Origin of the sequence: Ruegeria arenilitoris, assembly GCF_013031355.1 — a bacterium.
GTDB classification, from domain to species: Bacteria; Pseudomonadota; Alphaproteobacteria; order Rhodobacterales; family Rhodobacteraceae; genus Ruegeria; species Ruegeria arenilitoris_C.
The window spans coordinates 93,331-115,747 of the sequence record NZ_WPZO01000010.1; the positions used below are offsets into that span (position 1 = coordinate 93,331).

Sequence of the window (22,417 nt, forward strand, 5' to 3'; positions counted from 1 at the left end):
TCACTCCTGCTTGTCGTGGGTGGACTCGAAACTGCGCATATGGCGAAACGTTCGGTATGTCCCCTTGAACCAGGTTCTGTCCGCCAGCAGGGCACGCCAATCAGATGCACGGGCCTTTGCACGTGCATCGCTGTCCAGCGCGGACAAGTCGCGCAGGTGATGCAGGGCCAAATGGGTAAAGTTCTCGGGATGGCCGTCAAAAACATCGAAACGACGCACCATCAGCCAATCTTCGCATTCCATCAGGGTTGGTACGTGATCTTTTTCGTACCAGTTGTTGAAATCGCCATATTCGTCTGCGGGAACCCGAAACAGAACACTGTAAAGGAAAGGTGAGTCCAGTGCCTCTTCGTAGCTGAGCCCCGGCTGGCATTTCACGGAATAAGTGTTGCCGGTGTATCGGGTGAATCCCTTTACCTCACTGAGCATTCGCTTGGTCAGTTCTGATGGCTTACCTTTGACCTCGGCATAGGCTGGTCCTTGCAACACATCCGGACCATCCATTTCATAAACCGCTAGATACCCGCCATTGTCGCTTGCCGCATAACGACGCGCGCCCTGAAACCCTTTGACCGCCATCCGAACGGGAATGTGCTCGTCATTGTACCAGTCATGGAATTCCTGTTCCCACGACGCATCTGGGGTCATTTCGGAGAAAAGTATTGTGGATCGCTTCACAGTTGCACCCCGTTATTTAGTAATGTAAGATAGCTATTTATATTAGTTATAAATGCTTGTCAACGCCACGTTGCACATCGGCGTTCTGGCGGGGTCGGGAGTAAGAAATGAATCAATACGATTACAAAAAGGCAGGCTTTATCGGCTTGGGAAGCCTGGGGTTGGTGCTGGCTCAGAACTTGATTGCGCGCGGAGTGGCAGTACACGGGTATCGGCGGTCTGATATGGCGCAGTTTCGTGAGGCTGGAGGTTTTGCCGCCGAAGGTGCAGCTGATGTTGCGCTCAAAGCGCGGGTGGTTTTCACCTGCTTGCCGACGCTTGCCTCTCTGCAGGAAACTGTCGAAGAATTCCTGACCCTGAACTCTCCCGCACCAATTGTCATTGAGCTGGGTGTTTTCCCCGTTACCGAAAAATTGAAGTTGAGAGACAATCTGCGTGAACGAGGAGGCGACTTGCTGGATTGCCCGGTCTCAGGAACGCCAGGCATGGCGAAAGACCGGAAAGGGCTTATTCTTACCAGCGGTGACGAATCTTGTTTTCAGACGGTTCAGCCGCTTTTGAAGAACTGTCTCGATCAGGTAATCTATTGCGGTGAATTCGGAAATAGCTCGAAGTTGAAATATATCGCCAACATGCTTGTGGGCGCGCATATCTTCGCCGCACAGGAAGCGATCCGCTTTTCGGAAGCCCTGGGCCTGGATTCAGGCCTTGTAGTCGAAATTCTGAAAGACAGTGGCGCAGGCTCTAATCAGCTGAAGATGCGCGGGCCAATGATGGCATCACGAGAGTTCCCGGAGCCACTCGGTAGTTCATCTCTGGTTGTAAAGGATTTGCAGGTTATTCAGGACGCTGCTCGCGAAATCGGGTTTGAGACCGATCTGATCGACACCGTTCTGCCGCGGTTCGAAAAGGCGGTAAGCGCCGGACTTGGGGAAAGGGATGTGGCCGAAAGCATTACGGTTGCTTCAAAAAAGTTTCCTTGACATAATTCTTAGCTATGTTGTATAGCTATTTTAAATAGTTTGCTAATATCAGGTAAAGCAATGAAGCCCGAAATCCGGAAAATCGTCACCCAAACAGAAACAACGTTGATCGAAGGAGGGAAGTCAGCAGCAAAACCTCTCGATCTTTATGCTGCGGGCGTGGTTATCCAAAATCCATGGGCCGGGCAGGGCTATGTTGAAGACCTGCAACCTGCGATCCAAGCTATCGCCCCAGATTTGGGCGTCTTGTTGACCGAACAAATCCTTAAGCTCGCGGGATCGCCGGACAATATCGAAGCCTATGGCAAGGCCGTTGTCGTGGGTCTCAATGGCGAGATCGAACATGGGTGCGGTCTTATCCACACACTGCGTTTTGGGAACAACTACCGCAAGGCGGTCGGAGCCAAGAGTTTTCTCGCGTCGACAAATGTCCGCGGCCCAGCAGGGATGCAGATCCTCATGCCGCTGGCACACAAACACGACGAGGGCCAGCGGTCACATTTCCTGACGATGCAGTTCACGGTCGCTGACGCGCCTGGACCGGATGAGATTCTGATTGTGTTGGGGGCCGCGAATGGTGGACGCCCGCATCACCGCATCGGTGACCGGTATCAGGATCTGGCCATCTTGGGTGACACAGACATTACAGAGTAATGCAATAGCAACGGGGAACAAGGTGATGACGACTAACGCCATCGAGCTTCGAAATGCATTCGGAACATTCATGACCGGCGTCACAGTCGTGACGACAAAGGAAGAAGATGGCACGCCACGCGGCTTTACAGCCAATTCATTTTCTTCGGTTTCTCTTGACCCCCCGCTATTGCTAATCTGTATCGCAAACACGGCTTTTAGTGCTGACGTCTTTCGCAATGCATCGGGCTTTGCCGTCAACATTCTTGCCGAAGGCCAGATCGAAACGTCAAACCTTTTTGCCTCGAAGAGCCCGGAGAAATTCGAGAAGGCATCTTGGACTCAGGGTCCTGCCGGGAATCCCGTGATCGACGACGTGCTAAGCTGGTTCGATTGCACAGTTCATGATGTCTTTGACGCCGGTGACCATTTCATACTCGTCGGCAAGGTTGAAGGGTTTGCGACAAACGATGGCGGTCCGTTGGGTTATGCGCGTGGCGGCTACGTTACGATGGACCTTGAACGCAAAGTCGCGCAACGCCCGAACGACAACAGGATTGCAGTCAGTACAATCGTAGAGTGCGACGGAAAGGTTTTCCTCACTCCCGGCAAGGAAGCTGGAACACTAAAACTTCCCCGGCGCGTTCTTGAGAAAGGAGAGGCAACGCTTCCCGCTCTAGAAGGAATTCTGCACGCTCATGGCCTGAACGCGAATGTCGGTTTCCTATACTCGGTTTTTGACGATGAATCCGGCAAACCGCAGGAGGTCGTCTACCGTACAACAACAAACGACGCTGTCTGTTCAAACGGCCAGTTTTTCGACCTGGAAAGCCTCGACATGTCAGTTCTGGAGACTGACACTCTCAAACGGATTCTGGACCGCTTTCGTGTCGAACACCAAAACCAGATTTTCGGTCTTTATGTTGGCCCCGCTGCTGGTGGAAATGTCCATCCCGTGTCCGGGTAAGACGACAGCAGAAAATCGATACTCCAAAAATCGGAGACTCCATGACTCAGGTAAGACCACTGCTCCTCGGCTATCTCGCCAGTTCGCACTCGGACAATCTGCTCGGCCCCAACCCAATTGCCGTTAAAAATCCCGCCAATGGAAAAACCGTGGGACATGTACCGGATCTCGACGTTGGCCGCACACAGACGGTTCTTGAGAGCGCGAAACAAGCGCAAGGTGAATGGGCCGCCAAAACCGGTAAGGAACGAGCGCAGATTCTGCGCAGGTGGTTCGAACTGGTCATGGAGCATCAGAGCGAACTCGCTGAAATCCTGACTCTTGAGATGGGCAAACCCCTGTCCGAAGCGAAAGCCGAAATTGCGTATGGCGCATCCTTCATCGAATGGTTTGGGGAAGAAGCTAAAAGAATCTATGGTGACGTAATTCCAGGACACATGCCGGACAAGCGGCTGGTTGTGCTGAAACAGCCTGTTGGCCTGGTAGTTGCAATTACGCCGTGGAACTTTCCGAATGCGATGATAACCCGCAAGGTTGCGCCAGCGCTTGCCGCAGGATGCTCCGTGGTTGTGAAACCAGCCACGCTTACACCATTGTCTGCCATGGCATTGCAAGAATTGGCCTATAAAGCAGGGGTTCCTAGAGACGCTTATCAGACCATTACCGGTCGCGATACCCGTGGGTTGTCAAAGCTCTTCTGCGAAAGCCCGATTGTTTCAAAAATCTCGTTCACAGGATCTACCGAAGTCGGTCGCATTCTGATGAGCCAAAGCGCGTCGACGATCAAAAAACTCAGCCTCGAACTGGGTGGCAACGCCCCGTTCATTGTTTTTGATGACGCTGATATTGATGCAGCAGTTGACGGTGCCATCGCATCAAAGTTCCGCAATGCTGGGCAGACCTGCGTATGTGCAAATCGGATTTACGCTCAATCGGGTATTTACAATGAATTCGTCAATAAGCTGGCGGAAAAAGTTGGGAAACTCAGAGTGGGCGATGGCCTGTCTTCGGAAACCCACATTGGGCCGTTGATTGACAACAATGCGGTGGTCAAAGTCCAGCAACACATCGATGACGCCGTCGCAAAAGGCGGGAAGATAGTGTTAGGAGGGGGGACCACAGAATTGGGTGAAAACTACATCTCTCCCACTGTCATCTCCGAGATAACAAAAGACATGGCCGTGGCGAATGAAGAGACATTCGGTCCTTTGGCGCCCATATTCCGCTTTGAAACAGAAGAAGACGTGATTCAACAGGCGAATGACACAGAGGTAGGACTAGCTTCATATTTTTACGCCAATGATTTGTCCCGGGTTTGGCGCGTTGCTGAGCAGATTGAAGCCGGAATTGTCGGTATCAACACAGGTTTGATTTCTACCGAAGTCGCACCGTTTGGTGGGATCAAGCAATCTGGGCAAGGCCGGGAAGGCTCCAAATATGGGATCGAGGACTATCTCGAACTAAAATACATGTGCATGTCGGTTTGATTTTCCAGGTCCACCCACACGCTCAGAGTGCACTTTGTGTACGTTCGTCCAACTAACAAGTTAGCCGATGGCTCGTACCCCCAAAAACCTGTCCATCGGCGCGCCAGTACTTCGCCCAGATTAACAACGAAGTACTGGCGCAGAATCTAAAATACATAATTCGGTTATATGACCTAAGTGTATGTAGTTAGCGTTAATGTTGAGGAACTGTATCGCAGTTATAGCTTCTGAATGGCTTGGGTGCCCCTAAACTTGAGGCGGAAGGGCCAAAAGCGACCTACGCAAACCGTAATGATACGGGCGTAGCTAAACGTTATCTATCATCACGCTTTCCCTAGTGTTGGGACCGTGAGTTAGCCTTAAAGCCTAGCGTTGCTGATCAAGTAAGATGGCCCAAGGGGAATGAACGAAATGGCATTGTTTTCCTTTTGCCGGACAGGTCCGATACCAACTGACCAGTCGAGCCAATCATCGAAATATGAAAAAGACTTTCAGAAGAAGTTACTTACCGTATTTTCATTAAACTAATGTAAAACGCAACGAACAAGCTCTGGATTGTAAAATCGAGCGTGTGCAGAAAGGTATCCGCGAACAAGTATCCGCGAATACCGAGTTTTTCGGATTAGTCGAAAAGTTTGTTTGCTACTTCTGCGATACGCCGACCTTGATAGCGTGCTCCGTCAAGATCGACAGAACTGGGCATGCGGCTTCCATCTCCGTCGGTGATCGTCGTTGCACCGTAGGGTGCACCACCTTTCACCTCATCAACTCCCATTTGCGCCTGAAATCCGTAGTCAAGGCCCACAATGGTCATTCCGAAATGCATCAAGTTGTGAATGAGCGACATCAGCGTGAGTTCCTGACCGCCATGCTGCGTCGCTGTGGCGACGAAAGCGCCCCCGACTTTACCATTAAATGCACCCTTCATCCAAAGCCCGCCGGTCTGGTCAAGAAACGCAGCCATTTGCGATGGAAGGCGACCGTATCGCGTACCTGCTCCGAGGATGATTGCATCGTAATTCGGCAAATCATTTACTTCAGCGACAGGCGCCTGCTGGTCTAGTTTGAAGCCGGAAGATTGAGCAACTTCCTCAGGTACCGTCTCGGGCACGCGTTTGATGTCTACATCAGCGCCGGCACTCCTGGCTCCTTCAGCAATGGCTTCTGCCATCTGCTCAACATGCCCATACATTGAATGATACAGAACAAGGACCTTACTCATGTCCAACTCCTTTGAATTTTTTGAAAGTCGTTTGCCTTAGCGATTTTATTTGGCAACACATTATAGTTATGCTACATACCTTTTAAAAATGTCAATATTCACAAACCCTGAACATGAATTGCGGACATTGATGTCGATGCGGGCCTATCTTTGTTGGTAAAGGTGCCCATGGAGACAGCACTGCCCTTTTTTCGTCTTGGGCTGAAATTGGAATGACGGCGTTGCGTCTAGCTTGAGAGTGGTGGTTTTCAGGGATGAAGATCTTGGGTGGTTTGAAGGAAGCGAGGATTCCGTTCGAGTTGGGAAAGAAAGGTCGCAACATGAAAATCGGCACTCCAAAAGAAATACTGGACGGTGAGGATCGAGTCGCGATGACACCCCAGTCGGCCCTTCGGTTGCAGAGAATGGGCTATCGGTGCTTGATAGAAAAAAGTGCAGGTGTAGCAGCGGGGTTTAATGATGCAGATTATGAAGCCGTAGGCGTCGAAGTAATCGAAACAGCAATTCTACTGTGGAGGTCATCGGATTTAATTGCCAAGGTACGTCAACCCGACGAGACTGAGCTCACATACCTGACCAACGGGCAATCATTCATTTCCTTCTTCAAATCCTTCGGTCACGATGATGCAATTGAACTGGTCAAACCAATGGACGCGCGTGTGATCGCCATGGAAATGGTGCCGCGGATAATAGGTTGCGATCCTACTCTACGCTTCGTTTGATACGACTTTCCCGAGGTTCTGTCGCAAAATCCCTCTGGCATTTGAATACCGCTCGAAACGTTCCGACCTAAGTTGGCAAACTGTGCATAGCCAGTTCACGCCCGGTCTCTCTCTGTTTCAACTGTTTTCCAGCTGGCAGGAAAACGAATTTACCGATTCCACCAATGCTGCGATCAAAAAGATTTGCGACACAACCAGGATAATACCGAAAGCCGTCAAGGTAATTCGCTTCCCTTACCTCCGACGCTATTCCTAAGATCATTGATGGAACCGATACTTTCCTAGTAATTCTAAGAAGCCTTTAGTAACTTCAGTTGGTGGCGGTTATTCCCGCCACCACAATTTTCTACTTACAAATCATACCTTCCAGGGCACCAATCTGCGCGTAGAGGTCGAAGTTGTCCCACATGACATACTCCTCTGCGATCTGACCGGCTTCCCAACGCACGAGCGTCACAACGTTGTGTTCAAACGGCTTGCCGCTGGGTTCCAGGACACGCCCATCGGGCAAGTGCATAGGGCTGTCCCAAGTTCCCTTTGTCACACTTAGGCCAGCAGTCCATTCGCCGGAGCCAAATTTAATGGGATGTTCAGGAATGGTGATGTCAGAGAAAGTCGTGAACAGCCAGTCAATCTGAGCTTCGTGGGCTGGAAACATGCCCTCAGTCAGCGAGCCATCCGGAAAGATAACTTTGACATCATGGGCATGGATTTCACCGATCGTTTCCATGTCATGCGCTGTAAATGCTTCCAGGTCCATTTTGTCATAAAGGGCGACATTCGCGGCTTCGAGTTCTTTTTCAGCCTCGTATTCGGCCAGCTGAGCTTCCAACTCGGCGATGCGCGCTTTCAGCGCCGCCTCTTCTGCGAACGCAGGCACGGCGAACAAGGCTGTTGCTGCGAGGGTGGTCATCAATGTGGTCGGTTTCATCAGTATTCCTTTCGGTACCTGTTTCACTGAAACAAGAATAAGACCGTCCAAAAATTGAAAGAATGATAGAAAAATGAAATATATTATTCCGCCAATCGGAATTATAACAAGCCTTACAGGCTTTGGGCAATCGCTTCGGCCAAGGCACGCGCAGACTGAGAAACATAGGGTTTGGGAGGGAAGATAGCATAAATCGGCAAATCAGGTGTTTTCTCATCCGCCAGGACTTGAACCAACGCCCCGCTATCGAGGCTCTTTTGCACAACAAACTTAGGGAGCAAAGACAAACCTTGGGAGGCTATCGTCAGGTCACGCACAATCTCGCCGTCTGAAACCGATGCCGGCCCCTCCAGCCGGGATTTGTTGCCACCAATTGGCCAAGCCGAACCGAATTGCGGGATCGTGTCGGTAAGACAAGGAAAATTCTTCAGGTCCGCAATGCTCTGCGGTGTCCCCCGCCGAGCCAGAAACTCGGGTGAGGCTGTCAAAACCAGCCTTGATTGACCAAGTTTTCTTGCGACCAAAGTACTGTCCTGCAGATCACCCACCCGGATCGCTAGGTCAAAGTGTTCAGATAGCACATTGACCAGCATGTCGGTCGTGTCGAGATGTACTTTCAGGCGCGGATAGGCGGCTAGAAATGCAGGCAATAGTGGCGCGATGACGCTACGCACTAAAACTCGCGCACCCGTAACACGGAGGGTTCCGGATAAGGATTCTGTACTGGATTCTGCAAAAGTTTTCAGCGACTGAGTATTGTCCAAAATGTCGATGCATCGTGGAAGAAACGCTTCACCCATTTCCGTCAAGGAGACGTGCCGGGTCGTTCGCACCAACAACGGTGCGCCTGCCCAGGCTTCGAAGTCACCGATCAGTCGGGTGATACTTGGGGCCGAAATTTTCATCTTCTTTGCTGCTTTCGCCAGGCCGCCTTCTTTGGCAACCTCCACAAAAGCGCGCATCGAGTTTTGCAGATTCATTATTCTACTTTCCAAAACTAAGCCTTCTATTTTAACCGTGTTCTGCCAAAATGCGAAACGAAATATCAAAGGTCCAACTTCAATGCTGTGGAGAGGATCAGACGGTGCTGACTATTCCAAACCGAACGGGGCCCAAGCCCAAAACCGGAGCGCAACCGCCTCATTTACAGTTTTCAGATCAGAGCCCCGGCGACATCTATGATGCTCTAAACAAATGGGCGTTCGAGACGTTCGATCTCGTTCGGGAAGAACGTTCGCGGATATCTCTTCCGTCGTCACGCGCCCTGTGGCTGGATGAATCCGTGCCAGCGTCTCAAAACGCCTTCATGTTTCCCCGTGGCGGTCGCGAGTTTGCGCACACGCATGCGGACGGTTCGCTCCACCTCGTTCTTTCCGAAGCAGACGAAAAGACTGTGCTCGAGGCTGGATGGGGCGAACTGCACCCTCTGCATGACCGCGGAATCAAGGAGATCATGGTTTACGCACCCCGCAATGCGGCGGACCTAGAAGTCGTGAAGATGATTATTCAGGCCTCTTATGAGCATGCGGTTGCATCAGGGGTAAACCGGCACAGCCGCAGCCATCATCACTGAGAATTGGAGAGGAAGATGAAGCAAGTACTTTTTTGTAGGCGGCGCTTGTAAGGCATCTATCAACAAAATGCTAGCCGCTGAAAGTGCCAAGTCCATCGATACGGCAGGTGGAAGAGCGACATTCATTGATCTCGCCGACTACCCTGCGGCCGTCTACAACGGAGACAATGAAGAAGCCGTTGACCTGCTGGAAACGATGCGCGCACTCAAAGCTGCATTCAACGCGCATGACGCTTTGCTTATCGCGATCCCGGAATACAACAGATCCATTCCGCTCTCTTGGTGAATGCCTTTCTTTGGATGTCCCGCCCGAAAGGTGAGGATGCCGCGAGCGCCGCATTCAGGGGAAAGCCGGTGGGGATCATGCAGCTTCTCCAGGCGGGCTCGGAAGTATACGCGTGATCCCAAGGCCAAGGGACTACATGGCTGTTGACTCAAGGGGCGTTGCGACGGGTTCCGCTATCTCAGTTTCATTATCTCTTCTCCAAATGCTTCAGTTGGAGTTCGCCACCCAAGGCACCTTCTTGGGGTTCCGTTCTGGCGGTCGCAAATCGCCTTCATACTGCGATATGAGAGCGCCGCCACGGGCGTGTCCCGTGGCGGGTATCTCCGAGCGCGTTTGTTCAGGTTTTCGACCGATCCTTTCTGCCACGCTTTGCCCGGTAGGCGCCTGCGCAACAGACTGCCGAGAGGGGCGCTTGCGGATCACAGAACCAAGACGTCGTGCCGATCTCTGTTTCCAATCTGCGCCAACTGGAAAACTCGATGCCACGGGCGAAAGTGATTGAACCGCGCGTTGGCCGGGGCAGGGGTTCCAGAATACTCATCAAACGGTTCATTCGGTGCGTAGAACTGCGGTCATTGTTGCGGAGCAGAAAAGCGTTTAGGGTCTTGCGTTCAACCAGCGAGGCCACGTTGGCCTTGCCGTGCTCCCTGCGAAAGACCATCAGATCGCCGTCCCATTCACCGAATGTGGCGCGATCTTTCACGCAGTCAGGCTGTTCATGAATTGAGCGATCCGGCGGGAAAACAAGGCCTCTGGGCCGTCTGGCATAACGTGGTTTTTTCTGCTTCCGCCGATCCGGCAGATACCTGGCCAACGCCTCGGATAGACCTTCGCTGCTGTAGACATAAGCATAGATTGTCTAGTGGCTCACCGTCACAGATTGGCCTTCGAAGCGTAGGCGCTCGGCAATCTGTTCCGGGGACCAGCCTTCATTGAGCCGGGAAATCACGGCATCTCTCAATTCGGGCAACTGGACCAGTTTGCGACGGCGGGCACGACGGAGAACTGCGCAGCGGTGAGCATTCACACCATAGTATCCGTTCAAGTGCGGCAGTTCTTCATCAGAAAACTTGTTGCGTTTGATCTCGCGATACACACTTGAGCGATGCCGTCCGATCTCCGTAGCTATCTTGCTGACAGGTAACTTCGCATTCAACATATCTTCGATTGCGCGCCGTTCGCGCAGATCCAGTTCTGTGCGGGTCAATTTCCGTTCTCCTTGCTTATCAGCAAGATAGGGCATTTGTCGCGAGCCAGTTTAGAATGTACCCCGCCACAAACTGTGACACAGATAAGCTAAATTATGTACAATTGACCAAAAAGCGTTTGAAAGCAGCGTATAGGGGTGGCAAGTCAGAAGTTCGTGATTTTTTCGCTGGCAGTCATTAACTTGAAATATCTCCATCTTCGCCACTCCCCCCTCGTGTGCCGTCGCGACCCAGACTGGTAACAATAGGATTACTCTGATCGCTAGGTTCAGCGTAGATATAGGCGCGGCCCCAAGGGTCGATCAGGCCATCTTCACTGTCCAGATAGGGCCCCGACCAGGTTGGGTCACCGGGAGGAGCGTTTACGAGAACGGTCAGGCTTTCAGAGTTTGTCGGATAGCGACCCGTATCAATGTAGAAGAGCTGCAATGCGTTGCCGATCTGTTGGACTTGCAGCTTGGCCGTCTCAGACTTGGCACGGCCCAAATACCCGATCAGCCTAGGGCCAGCTACCGCAGCGATCATGGCGATAATGGACAGTACAATGAGCACTTCCAGAATAGTGACGCCACTGCGTGCATTCCACTCATGAGCCCTGCGTTTCACGTATTGCCTCCAAGCAACCAAACACCCCATGCAGAGAGACAAAGAAACGGTCCGAATGCAACCTTTGATTGACCAATTTCCGTAAGTGATGTCGAACGCACAACAGCCAGAAGGCTTAGCGCCCCAAGCCCGGAAAGAGCTGCGGTCAGAACTACGTAGATCGTTCCATAGGCCCCGCACCAGAGGCCGATACCTGCCATGAGTTTAACATCACCAAAGCCCAGCCCGTGAACGCCACGTGTTTTTAGGTAAAGCTCGGCAACAGTCCAGAACAGCAGCGGCCAAAGAATTCCCCCAAATATTCGGTCTATTAGCATGAATTCTGAACTGCCATACAGAGCCAGCGCACCAGACAGTACCAATGACAGGGCTGCCAGATCAGAGATTTCAAACGTCAGGAAATCCCAAACGCTGATCCAGATCAGCAAAACGGCCAGTGGAATTGCAAGCCAGTTCGAGGGCATTGATATGGCGGCAAGCAAGCCGTAAACCAGAAGATGAATGAGGACGAGCCTGAACGTTTGCATATCCAAAGCTGATAGGGAGTCACGTTGATGGTTGCAAGCAGGCACCGAAAGCAAGGTTTTGCCCTCATCGTCGTGTTGTCGACACTCAGCATTGTGGCACTGCTTTTTGCAATCACAAGCAGCCGTTTCCTGACCAAGTTGACAACCAGCGAAGCTGAATTGGAGCTAGGATCGCGACAACAGGAAAACAGGGTCATGGCAGAGCTGGCGCTTGACGTGTTCAGCGAAGGAGTGGGTCAGGTTGACCCGCGCGAGCCATTGGTGTTTCAACAGGGCGGCCGTGAACTCGCGCTCGTGATGCAAGACGTTGGTGGCTTGGTTGATCTCAACACTGCCGCGCCTGATTTGTTGGATGCCTTGTGTGCTTCCCTCAGTATTCCTAGCGACGCGGTTGAGCGGTTTCGGAAGTGGAGACGCACGCCCTACAGGCTGCACAGTGTTGCCGATTTTGCCCGGGTCGCGGAGATCCCGTATGAAGACGGTCTTCGCCTCAAGGAATACGCAACGGTTCATTCCGGTCGTTTTGGAGTCGCGCCTGACTTGGCGCCTGGAGATTTGGTCGAGCGGCTGGTTGGGTCTGTATCACTTGGCGGTGTGCAGGGTTCTGAGTTTCCCGTTTCATGGCAGACACCAGCGTCGGGTACGACGTTTCGGGTTGATCTCTGGGAGGGTGGGCGTTTTGAGCGTTCGATCGGGGTCGTTCATTTGGGCGGTTCGGGCGCAGAGGTCCGCATCCTTGAGCTGTATTGAGTGTGCTTAATGAGTGATATCGGTTGTACTTCTGAGGTTAGAAAAAACTTGTTGCAAAATCTCCTTTAGGTAGTACGGTTCCAAAAAAATCGTTGTTTTAACGAGGGATACGGAATGGGCTTTTTGCACCGCGCGTTTTGCGCGACCACTTTCCTTTGCGCCGGAATTGCTTTTTCAGCTTTTGATGCCTCTGCAGATACCGCCCTTCCGATAAAAGCCGTTGCCGGTGAGACGATCACACTCGATCCCGTGGACGGGGTCGTGCTTCCGGCCGGGCCTGCGCTACAGCCTTTCTGGACTTGGATCGACCGCCCAGCTGCCAGTGTTGCCGATTTCAGCGACGCGACTGTGTTGCGACCTCAGGTCCTGCTCGACATTCCGGGCACCTACCGGGCACGGGTTTCCTTCACCGATGCCTCGGGTGCGATTGTTGCCACGTCTGACGTTGTGTTTGGCTCGGACAATCTTCCACCCGTGGCGCGCGCGCGGGTGCGTGGGGCGCCGGACGGATCCAGCCCAGTGACGCTGGACGGCTCGGCCAGTTTCGATCTGGAGGGCGGTGCGCTCAGCTATAGCTGGGGAATCGAGTCTGCGCCTGCGGGCAGTGCTGCGCAGGTGACGGGTGACGGACCTCTTTCGGCCATTTCGCTGGATCTTGAAGGCACGTATCGGGTTGCCCTGACGGTGCAGGACCCGGCGGGGGCTGTGTCCGCACCGGAGTATCTCGACCTCAGCTTTCTGCCGAACAGCGGCACCACCGATGTCTATCGCCTCAGCTACGAGGTGACCCAGACGGCTGCGGCAGGTGTTGCTGATACGTTTGCTTTGGGAGAGCGGCTGGCTGCGCCCGGAACCCATGACCTAATCACGGGTTTTGTGCTGGATGACGGCACCGGTGCCGTTGCTGACACGCTGACCGTAACTCTGAATGGCGTCACGTATAGCGCGAGCAGCCCGACCGAGTTCCTTGCGCTTGTCGATGTGCTGGAGCTTGATACGGATACGACCACCAATGCACGGGTCTCGCCGGATCCGGCCCAATCGGATCTGACTTTCATCTTCGGCACTGCAGGAGGATCGGTGACGCTGACCGGCCTCGTGGGTGACGCGCTAACCCGCGCCGATCTAGAAGCGCGCGGAGTGGATTATTACGAAGGGGTAGGGGGCCGCATCGTGGCGCCTGTCCCATCTGCCCGCTTCGATCAACTTCATGCCGAGACTGGCGTCCCGCTGGCCATCGAGCCTTACGCGTCGACCGATATCGATGGCGATGTTCTGGTGGCAGACGCCGGGATACTGGTCGCGCCGGCACCTTCGTCGCCGCAGATCAGCACGGATATCGACGGGTTGTCGCTGGTGACGGTGGATCAACCCGGTGATTACCTGGTGGCTCTGGATGTTGCTGACGGCAGCTTTTCCGCGCAGGACCATATTCTGGTTGTTGCCGGTGCGAACAAGAACCTGCGCCCGGTCGCGCGTATTGCGCCGGTGACGTCGACGCAGGTCGGGACGGCCCTGACACTTGACGGCTCGCAAAGCTACGATTTGGAAGGGGATTTCATCCAGCACAGCTGGGCGCTGATCTCGGCACCGTCGGGCAGCACTGCGGGCATCAGTAGTGAGCAGACTGGCACGGCAGTGCTGACCCCTGACCTGCCCGGTGCCTATGTCGTGCAACTGAGCGTTGAAGACGATGAAGTCGCAGGCGTTCCGACGACGGCTCTGGTCATGGTGACCCCGCCGCTGCCTGCAGCCAACGCAGGCCGGGATCGGCTGGCGGGTGACAGTGGTCAGCTGACACTGGACGGCACCCTGTCGTCCGGCAATGGTCTGACCTATGCCTGGTCCTCTCTGGGGCTAATGGGGGATGGCTCAAGCGTTGAGATTACCGATGCCTCTCTGGCCTTGCCTGAGATCGGGCTGAGCATCCGGCAAGGCCGGTTCCGGGACGTGATCCGTCAGAACGAAGTCTACCATCTCAAACGCTCAGACACGGGCGACACCTGCCAGTTCGATATTCGCCAACCTGCGGATCTCTCTGGTGCCAGCGCATCGGAGCCGGTTCAGTTCACCCTGCACTCCCGTGGCCGGCAGGCCGGTATGCAAGGCGATATCCTGGTCTGGGAGGTCGAGAACAAACAGACCTATACGCGCGATGTCACCTTGCAGGACAGCAATGGTACGGCGCACGGCACCTGGACCGTTCCCGGTCGTACCTCGCTGCACGTGACCACGGATAACATCGGCAATGCCCGTATGTACGCCTATGTCGATGGGGTTGCGCGCGATGATGACCGGGTGAAGAAGAACCCGTTCAACCGCAACAACCCAGTCTGTACCGGTCCCGGGTCGGGCGTCGTTCAGCTGATCGTGTCGGATTCTGCGGGCGCGTCCTTGGCGGATACGATTTTTGTCGGCAACACGAACCTGCGTCCGGTTTTGGCGGCGGGGTCGCAGATTTCTCTGGTCTCGGGCCAGACCGTGGATCTGAATGCCTCGGACTATAGCCATGACGGGAATGGGGACAGCCTGACTTATGGCTGGTCGCTGATTGCCCGCCCGTCGAACAGCACTGCGGATCTTGGCGCGCCGATTGTGCCGGGTGACGCTCTGAGCTTTGCGCCGGACCGGGTGGGTGTCTATCTGCTTCAGATCACCGCGACAGACGGCGCGATGATCGCCGAGCCCTCGGTTGTGACTGTCGAAGTGGTCAACTCTCCACCGGTGGCCGCGGTGTTGGGCAATACCGAAGCCTTTGTCGGTGACGTTGCCTCGATCAGTGCCGCAGGCTCAGGGGACCCAGATGGTGATGCTCTGTCCTATGCCTGGACGCTGGTTTCCGCTCCGCAGGGCAGCACGGCCGGGCTTACGGGGCAGGGCCAGCCTGCCATCACCTTCACACCCGATCGCCGGGGCGAGTATGTCTTCAGCCTGGTTGTATCGGATTACGAGTTCGACAGCGCCCCTGTCACATGGACCGTGACCGCGCCCAACCGCGCGCCGGTGGCCCTGCTGGAAGGTCCCGATCAGGTCGATGTGGGACAGGAGATCACTTACTCTGCAACTGGTTCAAATGACCCGGACAACGATCTGCTCACCTATGCCTATACGGTCACCACAAAGCCCGCAGGGTCCGAGCCGTTTTTCGAAGACCTCGGTAATGGTCAGGCCGGTTTCATCGCTGACCTTCCCGGGGACTATGTTCTGGAAGTTACGGTGTCCGACGGGTTGCTGGAGGCCACGCATACGCTTGCCGTCAATGCCAGTGCTTTGAATGCAGCCCCGGTTCTGGGACAGCTGCGCGACAGCTATACGGTCGAACTGGGTCTGGAGCTGGCGCTTGATCTTGAAGGCAGCGACCCGGACGGTGATCCGATCAGCTTCTTTGCCACGCCGCTGCCGCTGGCAACCGGCGTCACGCTGGATGGCAACAACGGTGCGGTTCGGTTCCGCCCCGAGACCGGGCAGTTGGGAACCTACACCTATACGGTTGGTGTGTCGGACGGCGTGCTGACCGACGAGGCCACCCTGACGATCGAGGTTGTGGAGGCCACCGCCGGGGATACCGCCATTCACGGTCGTGTGCTGGATGCGGTCGATTTTGCAGCCGGCACCGTCACGCCGCTGGCCAACATGCCGGTCCGCCTGCGCGATGCCGCGCTGATGACCACCACTGCGGCCGACGGGACATTCAACTTTGGCAGTCTTGAGGCTGGCACCGATCAGGTCGAGGTGGAACCCTCTGCGGTTGGGGGCCCGGGCGGATATCTGGGCGAGACCCGCGTCATTACGGTGACCGAGAACCAGGATCGCGATATCACCCCGGATTTCCACCTCGTGCCGCTGACCGATGGCTGCGCAACGGTTGTTGCCGGGCAGGCGACGGTTCTGTCCGGTACCACGTCCGGTGTGACGGTCTCCATTCCCGCCGATTCCGTACAGGCGGATGGGGGCGGTGCCTATACAGGCGATGTCTGTCTGGGTTCCCTGCCGCAGCTTTTTGAGCATCCGGGCTTCAACGAAGACACTCGGGCCTGCCGGATTTACGCGCTGGATGCCCCCGGTGCGGTGTTCACCCAAGGCCTGACAATCTCTGGTCCGAACCTGGACAACCTGCCGGAGCAGACCCGGTTGGAGATGTGGCGGGTCAGCCAGTTGAATGGTCTGTTCCGGCGGGCAGCCGATGCAAACGTGGATTCCGGGGCGGCAACCGTCAGCGGAACGCTGACAGGTGTTTCGGGTGGTGCGTTGTTCACCTTCCTGCCGCAGGCGCCGCAAACGGTCGTGTCGGCGGATCAGCCGACAGGTATGAAGTATCTCACCCCGTTTGAGGGCGACAACGCCACCAGCTACACCCTGCCGGGCTATACCGCCTTCGGTGAAGCGCAACAGATTGCGCTCAGCTATCACAGCCAGGCGGCCAACCCGACCATCATCGTGGCCGGCGATGTCACCATCGCCGACGATGCCTCGCTGCCGGTGGCGCTGCAAACGCGCATCGAAGCGGGCGGTCTGTCGATCAGCGACGGGCGCAGTTGGACCCCGCGCGAAGGTCTGGACGGCACCATCCCGGCGCTGATCGGCGAACAGGTCACCCTGCGCCAGTCGATGCCGGTTGACGGCTCGGGACTGACCTCGGGGCGCTATGCCTATGCGTTCAACAGCAAGGCAATGTATGACTGCTCGACCGTGGGCGGCACGCATATGGCCGAGTTCTACGTGCAGAACGAAAGCAACAGCCCCTATGGCAATGGCTGGGCCATCGACGATCTGCAAAAGCTGGTGGAAGGGCCCGATGGCAAAGTCTCGATCATCGACGATGACGGGGTGACCACATTCGATCCTGAGCCCACCCTGACCGAGTTTGAAGACGAACCACTCGTCTTCCCGGCCAACGGCGCACAAGGGATAAAAGCAGTTGATCTGGACAACGACGGTGATCTGGACGTCGTGTTCGGCGACAGCGGTACCGGAACTATCAAGTCGATCATCAATTACAGGGACAAGGACTTCCGGCAAGAGGGTTCTATCAAAATCGCCAACCCCAGCGATGTGACACAAACAGGGGTCTGGTATCCGAACCTAGCAAACATTGCCCTAGGTGAGATGAACAATGATGCCGCGACAGATGTGGCGTATATTCTGCAATTGCAGCAGGGCTATGGCTACGTTGCCAATGACGGCTTTGGGAACCTGACCGATGCGTTCCAGGCCGTGGGTTCCGGGCGCAGTGCAAAGGACCTCAAGGTTACCGATCTGGATCAGGATGGTTTTGAGGACATCGTTTACGGAGCCAACACAGGGTCGTTCTTTGGTCGGAACGATGAGATCTGGGTCAGCTATGGTGGCTCGAATGGCCGCACTCTGAGCCGGATTTCTTATTACGGCTTCAGTGGTCGTGGTACGCTTCAGGTCATGACCGGCGACGTGGATGGAAATGGATTTGTCGACGTAGCCTACCGGACGACCCAAGGTGTCGATTTTGTCTTCAACAACGGCAATCGCAGCTATACGCGGCGGATTCTGCGTGCGGGCAATGGTGGCAGGAATTTCCTGGGCGACTTTGCGCAGATGCATGACTTCAACGGCGATGGCAAGCTGGATCTGGCCTACAGTTCGGACACGCAATTGCAGGTGTTGCTCAACACCACAGGGCAGGCTTTCGCAGACCCGGTGATCTTGGCCCGTCCACCCGAAGCGAACGCATCTCTAGTCGTTAGTCTGGGAGATGCCAATGGCGACGGTCTGACCGATCTGATCACGACCAGCCAGGGGCAGGTCTTCGTCTATATCAGCAACGGGGATGGGACGTTCCAGCCGTTTGAAAGCGGCCTGCTTAACTATGGGTTTGGCAGAACCGATTTCGCCGATATCAATGGCGATGGCAGCCTGGATCTGCTGTCGACGCAGCGCTTCTCAGTCACGGTGCATTTCTCCAAACCCTCGGCGACAGGCAAGTTTGTTTCGGGGCAGGGCGAGTTCTCGACCCTATCGCGGCTTGACGATGGCAGCTGGCAGCGGCGCTACAAGGACGGCAATATCGTTCTCTATGATGCCAACGGGTTGCAAACGGCAACGGTGGATCCGCAGGGCAACCGCAAGGAATATGCCTATGATGATCTCGGCCGCCTCGCGACCATCACCGATCAGGTAGGCGGCGTCACCAGCTTTGCCTATGAAGAGCTGGGGCGTCTGGCATCTGTAACCTATCCGGATGGCCGAGTTACCTCCTTCGCTTATGATGACGCTGGCAATCTCAACGAGGTGACGGAGCCCGTCGGGTCCAAGGTCAGCTTCGCTTATGACGCAAATGGTCATCTGGTCTCGACGACCAACCAGAATGGCAATGTCACCAGCTATACCTATGACGGTATGGGCAACCTGAAGGGCGCAACCCTGCCGGATGGATCCAGCGTTGCCAATCAGGTCGCGTCTTCCCTTGGACTGGTCGATGGTCTGGGCGGCCCTGCGGCAAGCCCGCTGATCTATGTGGCACCGGAAGATCGGGTCACCACGGTCACCGACCGCAAGGGCCAGACAACCGAAGTGATCGTCAACCAGTTCGGATCGGTCATTCAGACCACCGATCCGCTGGGCCGGGTGACAAAGATCGAACGGGACGGGCAGAACCTCGCGGTCCGGGTTGAACGTCCCAGCGAGACCGCCCCCGGTGGTGTGCGCGTGGACACGATCACCTATGACAGTCTCGGCAATGTCGAGACGATGACGGAATCCGTCGGCACCTCGGCGGAACGCTCAACCTCGTATACCTATGAGCCGACCTACAACAAAGTCCTGACCATGACCGATGGGGACGGGTTCACCACGTCTTACGAGTATGATGAATTCGGCGAAGTGGCGAAGATCACGGATGCCGAAGGTGGTGCGCAGACCCAGACTTATACGCCCGAGGGCAAACTGGCCACGCGGACGGACGAGAACGGCAACGTCACATCCTTCACCTACAATGCTGACCAGAACCTCGCCAGCACCACCTATGCGGATGGCTCGGTCACGCAGATGACCTATGATACGGCGGGCAACACAACCGTTATCGCCGAGGCCGCTGGTACGTCCGACGAGCGGCAGGTGCGGCGCAGCTATGACGGGTTGAACCGTGTGCTGTCGGTCGAAGTCACCCGTGCGGATGGCGCTAATATCGGCGGGGTCACGCAATATGCCTACCTGCCCGCCGGCAACCTGGAAACCGTGACCGACCAGACCGGACTTATCACCACCATGTCTTATGACGGGCTCGAGCGTCTCGTGGCGATCGACGACCCGGCCGAAGGCCTGATCCAACGCGTCTACAACACGGCCGGTGAAGTGGTCGAACACACCAATGGTGATGGTGAGACCCACACTTACGCCTATGACGATGTCAGCCGTCTGATCCGGACCACGGATCCCGAAGGCCATGTCAAATCCTTCACCTATGACAGCCGCGACAACATCGCGACCGTGACGGACGGCCGTGACGGTGTGACCAGCTTTGCCTATGACACGCTGGATCGCATGGTCTCGCGCACCAACCCGATCAACCAGACCATGACCCAGGCCTATGACAGCCGGGGCAACCTGCGCACGCTGACCCGTGAGGATGGCATCGTCGAGACGGCCAGTTATGACGGGCTCAGCCGCCGCACTCAGGTGGTGACCCCGGACAACACGCTGACCTATGGCTATGACCCGCGCGGCAACCTGACATCGGCTGCTGACAATGACAGCCTCGTCACCTTCACCTATGACGCGCGCAACCGGGTCGCCACCACCACCACCGACGGCACCGTCGGGCCGCAGCCGCAGGTCACCCTGACCTACAGCTATGACCTGCTCGACCGCCGCACGCGGATGGAGGACTCGCTGGGCGGTGCCACCACCTATGTCTGGGATGCCGAGGACCGGCTGACCGACCTGACCTCGCCCTGGGGCAGCACCTACAGCTTCGGCTACGACGATGAAGGCCGCCGGACATCGCTGAACTCCACCAGCGGCCGGGCAACCACCTATGCCTATACCAACGGGCTGCTCTCGGCGCTGACCCATGCGCAGTCCGGGGTTACGCTGACCGATCTGGGCTATACCTACGACCCCGACGGCCAGCTGACGACGATCCTCGACCGGCTCGACCCGGCGCAGTCGAAACACATCTCCTATGATGACCTCAACCGCCTGGTGCAGGTACGCCAGGGCATCCCGCCCATCGACGGCGGCGTGCCGGTGCCGATCGAGGACTACCAGTACGACCAGGAGGGCAACCGCACCTTCTCGAACAATTCCTCCGGCTATGAGAGCAACGCTCATAACCAGCTGCTTGAGGATGACACTTATCGTTACGCCTATGACCTGCGTGGCAACCGTATCAGCCGGACCCACAAAGTCACCGACGCGGTCGAGACCTATGCCTATGACAGTCAGAACAGGCTGATCGGATATGGTTCGGACACCACAACCGCCACCTACGCATATGATGCGATGGAACGCAGGATCGCAAAAACCGTGGATGGAAAAACAACGGCTTACGTCTATGACATCTCCACTGAAGACGTACTCGCGTATGACGATATCACTATGGAATTTGACACCAGCGGTCCAGCAATACTCACGCGTCGTTGGGCTCATTCAAATTCCATAGATGAGCCAGTTGGGTTCGAAGCATACACAAACTCTTCAAATGCAGGCTCTGGCTCAGAGCGGGTAATGTACTCGGATCGCCAAAACTCGGTTATCTGGGTGACAGATCCAGTAAGTGGTTCAGTGGTCTCATCGTACATTTACGATGGCTACGGCCAAGTCACTCAAACATCTGGGACGCTGATTCAACCTTATGGCTACACCGGACGGGAATATGATGCAGAGAGTGGCCTCTATTACTATCGCGCACGAGCATATGATCCCCGACTAGGTATCTTTGTTCAAAGTGACCCAATTGGATTTTCTGGGGGAACCACGAACATCTATAGCTACGTGGCTAACAACCCGTATGCCTGGGCTGATCAGACAGGTCTTGCGATTTCGGCTCCTTATCGTAACCTCACAATGGCTACAGCTGGTTTGACTGCCGCTGCTGCTTGGCAAAGCGGACTATTCGGTAGCATTGTTGATCTCGCATCTTCCATATCTGCTGCCCTGTCAAAGATTGAGCCAGGTGTTTGGCCGGTCCCGATGTCAGATGCCGTACCAACGTCTCAGCCACCAGAAGGCCCAGATCCGTGCAAGGGCCTAAGGAAGCAATTGCGAAGACATATAAAGAAATTCAACGAACATGTTGCTAATCCTTATGCTGGCGACAATATGGGACTATTAACTGGTAATGTCCTTTTTGATATGTTCCATATTGTAAACAGAACGATCGAGCTTAGAAGGCAAGTCATGCAATGGACTGTAAGGGTACAACAATGCGAGAAAGAAAATGGAATGCGATGAAGAGCGAATGGTCGCAACAAGTATTTCTTCTCAAGAAATTCTAACCCTTTTAGAAGAAGCATTGAGCAAAGTGCAACCCGATGAGGGTTCAATTGATTTGTCTCAATTGCAGTACTATTGGTCTTTTGATCATGGCGCTCTTTTCGACACAAACTCGGAGCCATGGGCAGGTGCAGCTTTTGGTGATTTGCACTTTGATTTGTACTCGTTGTCGATTGAACTGCAAAATGGGGTAAGCAGCCCAATTATGTTACTGAAGACGTTGTCAATGGTACTGTACGCAATTTCAGTTTCAAAGGATCAGGGTCAGTAAACCTTCGTCTAGAGCCCGTGGAGCGCCAACGCCACCACGGCCAATGACACAGCGCTCGATTTTGAGAACGGCACGCTGACCAAACGCTGGCTGCACGGGCCCCGC

Annotated in this window: 15 protein-coding genes and 2 pseudogenes; 10 read left to right on the forward strand and 7 right to left on the reverse strand. The window is 55.2% G+C overall.

What is annotated here, in order from left to right; all coding sequences use genetic code 11:
* Positions 1–678: a DUF4286 family protein gene (locus tag GOX63_RS19065; RefSeq protein WP_170328213.1), complete on the reverse strand. Its 678-nt coding sequence runs from the start codon at positions 676–678 to the stop codon at positions 1–3.
* Between the two features lie 107 nt (positions 679–785).
* On the opposite strand from GOX63_RS19065, the gene GOX63_RS19070 reads away from it, so the two are divergent.
* The 4 genes from GOX63_RS19070 to GOX63_RS19085 are packed head-to-tail and all read left to right on the forward strand — an operon-like array spanning position 786 to position 4,748.
* Entirely contained in the window at positions 786–1,661 is an 876-nt protein-coding gene (locus GOX63_RS19070; RefSeq protein WP_170328212.1) for an NAD(P)-dependent oxidoreductase, read from the forward strand.
* 60 nt (positions 1,662–1,721) lie between these two features.
* Positions 1,722–2,315, forward strand: coding sequence for an amino acid synthesis family protein (locus tag GOX63_RS19075; protein ID WP_170328211.1), 594 nt, complete (start codon positions 1,722–1,724; stop codon positions 2,313–2,315).
* A 25-nt stretch (positions 2,316–2,340) separates the two neighbouring features.
* A complete protein-coding gene (locus GOX63_RS19080) occupies positions 2,341–3,261 on the forward strand; it encodes a flavin reductase family protein (RefSeq protein WP_170546815.1) in 921 nt (306 codons plus the stop codon).
* Between the two features lie 41 nt (positions 3,262–3,302).
* Complete coding sequence (locus tag GOX63_RS19085) at positions 3,303–4,748, forward strand: NAD-dependent succinate-semialdehyde dehydrogenase (protein WP_170546818.1); 1,446 nt, start codon at positions 3,303–3,305, stop codon at positions 4,746–4,748.
* Positions 4,749–5,370: 622 nt separating this feature from the next.
* Here GOX63_RS19085 and wrbA read toward each other — a convergent pair.
* The gene (wrbA, locus tag GOX63_RS19090; protein ID WP_170546820.1) at positions 5,371–5,970 is read right to left on the reverse strand and encodes an NAD(P)H:quinone oxidoreductase; all 600 of its coding nucleotides are present in this window, start codon (positions 5,968–5,970) and stop codon (positions 5,371–5,373) included.
* A gap of 263 nt (positions 5,971–6,233) precedes the next feature.
* Between wrbA and GOX63_RS19095 the strand changes: the two genes are divergently transcribed.
* A complete protein-coding gene (locus GOX63_RS19095; protein WP_254436020.1) occupies positions 6,234–6,692 on the forward strand; it encodes a hypothetical protein in 459 nt (152 codons plus the stop codon).
* Between the two features lie 346 nt (positions 6,693–7,038).
* Here GOX63_RS19095 and GOX63_RS19100 read toward each other — a convergent pair whose 3' ends face one another.
* Together GOX63_RS19100 and GOX63_RS19105 are read right to left on the reverse strand one after the other, a co-directional pair.
* Positions 7,039–7,623: an ester cyclase gene (locus GOX63_RS19100; RefSeq protein ID WP_170328207.1), complete on the reverse strand. Its 585-nt coding sequence runs from the start codon at positions 7,621–7,623 to the stop codon at positions 7,039–7,041.
* A 113-nt stretch (positions 7,624–7,736) separates the two neighbouring features.
* Positions 7,737–8,603 (reverse strand): LysR family transcriptional regulator, encoded by an 867-nt coding sequence (locus GOX63_RS19105; RefSeq protein WP_170328206.1) that lies wholly within the window; start codon positions 8,601–8,603, stop codon positions 7,737–7,739.
* Between the two features lie 104 nt (positions 8,604–8,707).
* Between GOX63_RS19105 and GOX63_RS19110 the strand changes: the two genes are divergently transcribed.
* Together GOX63_RS19110 and GOX63_RS19115 are read left to right on the forward strand one after the other, a co-directional pair.
* Positions 8,708–9,196 (forward strand): luciferase domain-containing protein, encoded by a 489-nt coding sequence (locus GOX63_RS19110; protein ID WP_170328205.1) that lies wholly within the window; start codon positions 8,708–8,710, stop codon positions 9,194–9,196.
* A gap of 43 nt (positions 9,197–9,239) precedes the next feature.
* Positions 9,240–9,482 (forward strand): annotated as a pseudogene (locus GOX63_RS19115) (NADPH-dependent FMN reductase); the annotation flags it as partial.
* A gap of 173 nt (positions 9,483–9,655) precedes the next feature.
* Here the strand turns inward: GOX63_RS19115 and GOX63_RS24245 are convergent.
* The 3 genes and pseudogenes from GOX63_RS24245 to GOX63_RS19130 all read right to left on the reverse strand — a co-directional run bounded on the left by GOX63_RS24245 (position 9,656) and on the right by GOX63_RS19130 (position 11,823).
* A pseudogene (locus GOX63_RS24245) lies at positions 9,656–10,689 on the reverse strand (IS30 family transposase).
* A gap of 178 nt (positions 10,690–10,867) precedes the next feature.
* Positions 10,868–11,296 carry a type II secretion system major pseudopilin GspG gene (gspG, locus tag GOX63_RS19125; RefSeq protein ID WP_217356240.1) on the reverse strand — a complete coding sequence of 143 codons (429 nt, stop codon included), beginning with the start codon at positions 11,294–11,296 and terminating at the stop codon, positions 10,868–10,870.
* Positions 11,293–11,823: a prepilin peptidase gene (locus GOX63_RS19130; RefSeq protein WP_170328203.1), complete on the reverse strand. Its 531-nt coding sequence runs from the start codon at positions 11,821–11,823 to the stop codon at positions 11,293–11,295. The genes gspG and GOX63_RS19130 overlap by 4 nt, the downstream gene beginning before the upstream one ends.
* 27 nt (positions 11,824–11,850) lie before the next feature.
* Here GOX63_RS19130 and GOX63_RS19135 point away from each other — a divergent pair, with 27 nt between their 5' ends.
* The 3 genes from GOX63_RS19135 (at position 11,851) to GOX63_RS19145 (ending at position 22,312) form a co-directional block, all read left to right on the forward strand.
* Positions 11,851–12,573, forward strand: coding sequence for a hypothetical protein (locus GOX63_RS19135; RefSeq protein ID WP_170328202.1), 723 nt, complete (start codon positions 11,851–11,853; stop codon positions 12,571–12,573).
* 114 nt (positions 12,574–12,687) lie between these two features.
* Positions 12,688–21,999 carry a PKD domain-containing protein gene (locus GOX63_RS19140; RefSeq protein WP_170328201.1) on the forward strand — a complete coding sequence of 3,104 codons (9,312 nt, stop codon included), beginning with the start codon at positions 12,688–12,690 and terminating at the stop codon, positions 21,997–21,999.
* Positions 21,986–22,312, forward strand: coding sequence for a hypothetical protein (locus tag GOX63_RS19145; RefSeq protein WP_170328200.1), 327 nt, complete (start codon positions 21,986–21,988; stop codon positions 22,310–22,312). Before GOX63_RS19140 ends, GOX63_RS19145 begins: the two co-directional genes overlap by 14 nt.
* Positions 22,313–22,417 lie beyond the last annotated feature (105 nt).

Coding starts and splice junctions, on each gene's coding strand:
- GOX63_RS19070 (WP_170328212.1), top strand. CDS start 786: ATGAATCAATACGATTACAAAAAGGCAGGCTTTATCGGCTTGGGAAGC.
- GOX63_RS19075 (WP_170328211.1), top strand. CDS start 1,722: ATGAAGCCCGAAATCCGGAAAATCGTCACCCAAACAGAAACAACGTTG.
- GOX63_RS19080 (WP_170546815.1), top strand. CDS start 2,341: ATGACGACTAACGCCATCGAGCTTCGAAATGCATTCGGAACATTCATG.
- GOX63_RS19085 (WP_170546818.1), top strand. CDS start 3,303: ATGACTCAGGTAAGACCACTGCTCCTCGGCTATCTCGCCAGTTCGCAC.
- wrbA (WP_170546820.1), bottom strand. CDS start 5,970: ATGAGTAAGGTCCTTGTTCTGTATCATTCAATGTATGGGCATGTTGAG.
- GOX63_RS19100 (WP_170328207.1), bottom strand. CDS start 7,623: ATGAAACCGACCACATTGATGACCACCCTCGCAGCAACAGCCTTGTTC.
- GOX63_RS19105 (WP_170328206.1), bottom strand. CDS start 8,603: ATGAATCTGCAAAACTCGATGCGCGCTTTTGTGGAGGTTGCCAAAGAA.
- GOX63_RS19130 (WP_170328203.1), bottom strand. CDS start 11,823: ATGCAAACGTTCAGGCTCGTCCTCATTCATCTTCTGGTTTACGGCTTG.
- GOX63_RS19135 (WP_170328202.1), top strand. CDS start 11,851: ATGGTTGCAAGCAGGCACCGAAAGCAAGGTTTTGCCCTCATCGTCGTG.
- GOX63_RS19140 (WP_170328201.1), top strand. CDS start 12,688: ATGGGCTTTTTGCACCGCGCGTTTTGCGCGACCACTTTCCTTTGCGCC.
- GOX63_RS19145 (WP_170328200.1), top strand. CDS start 21,986: ATGGAATGCGATGAAGAGCGAATGGTCGCAACAAGTATTTCTTCTCAA.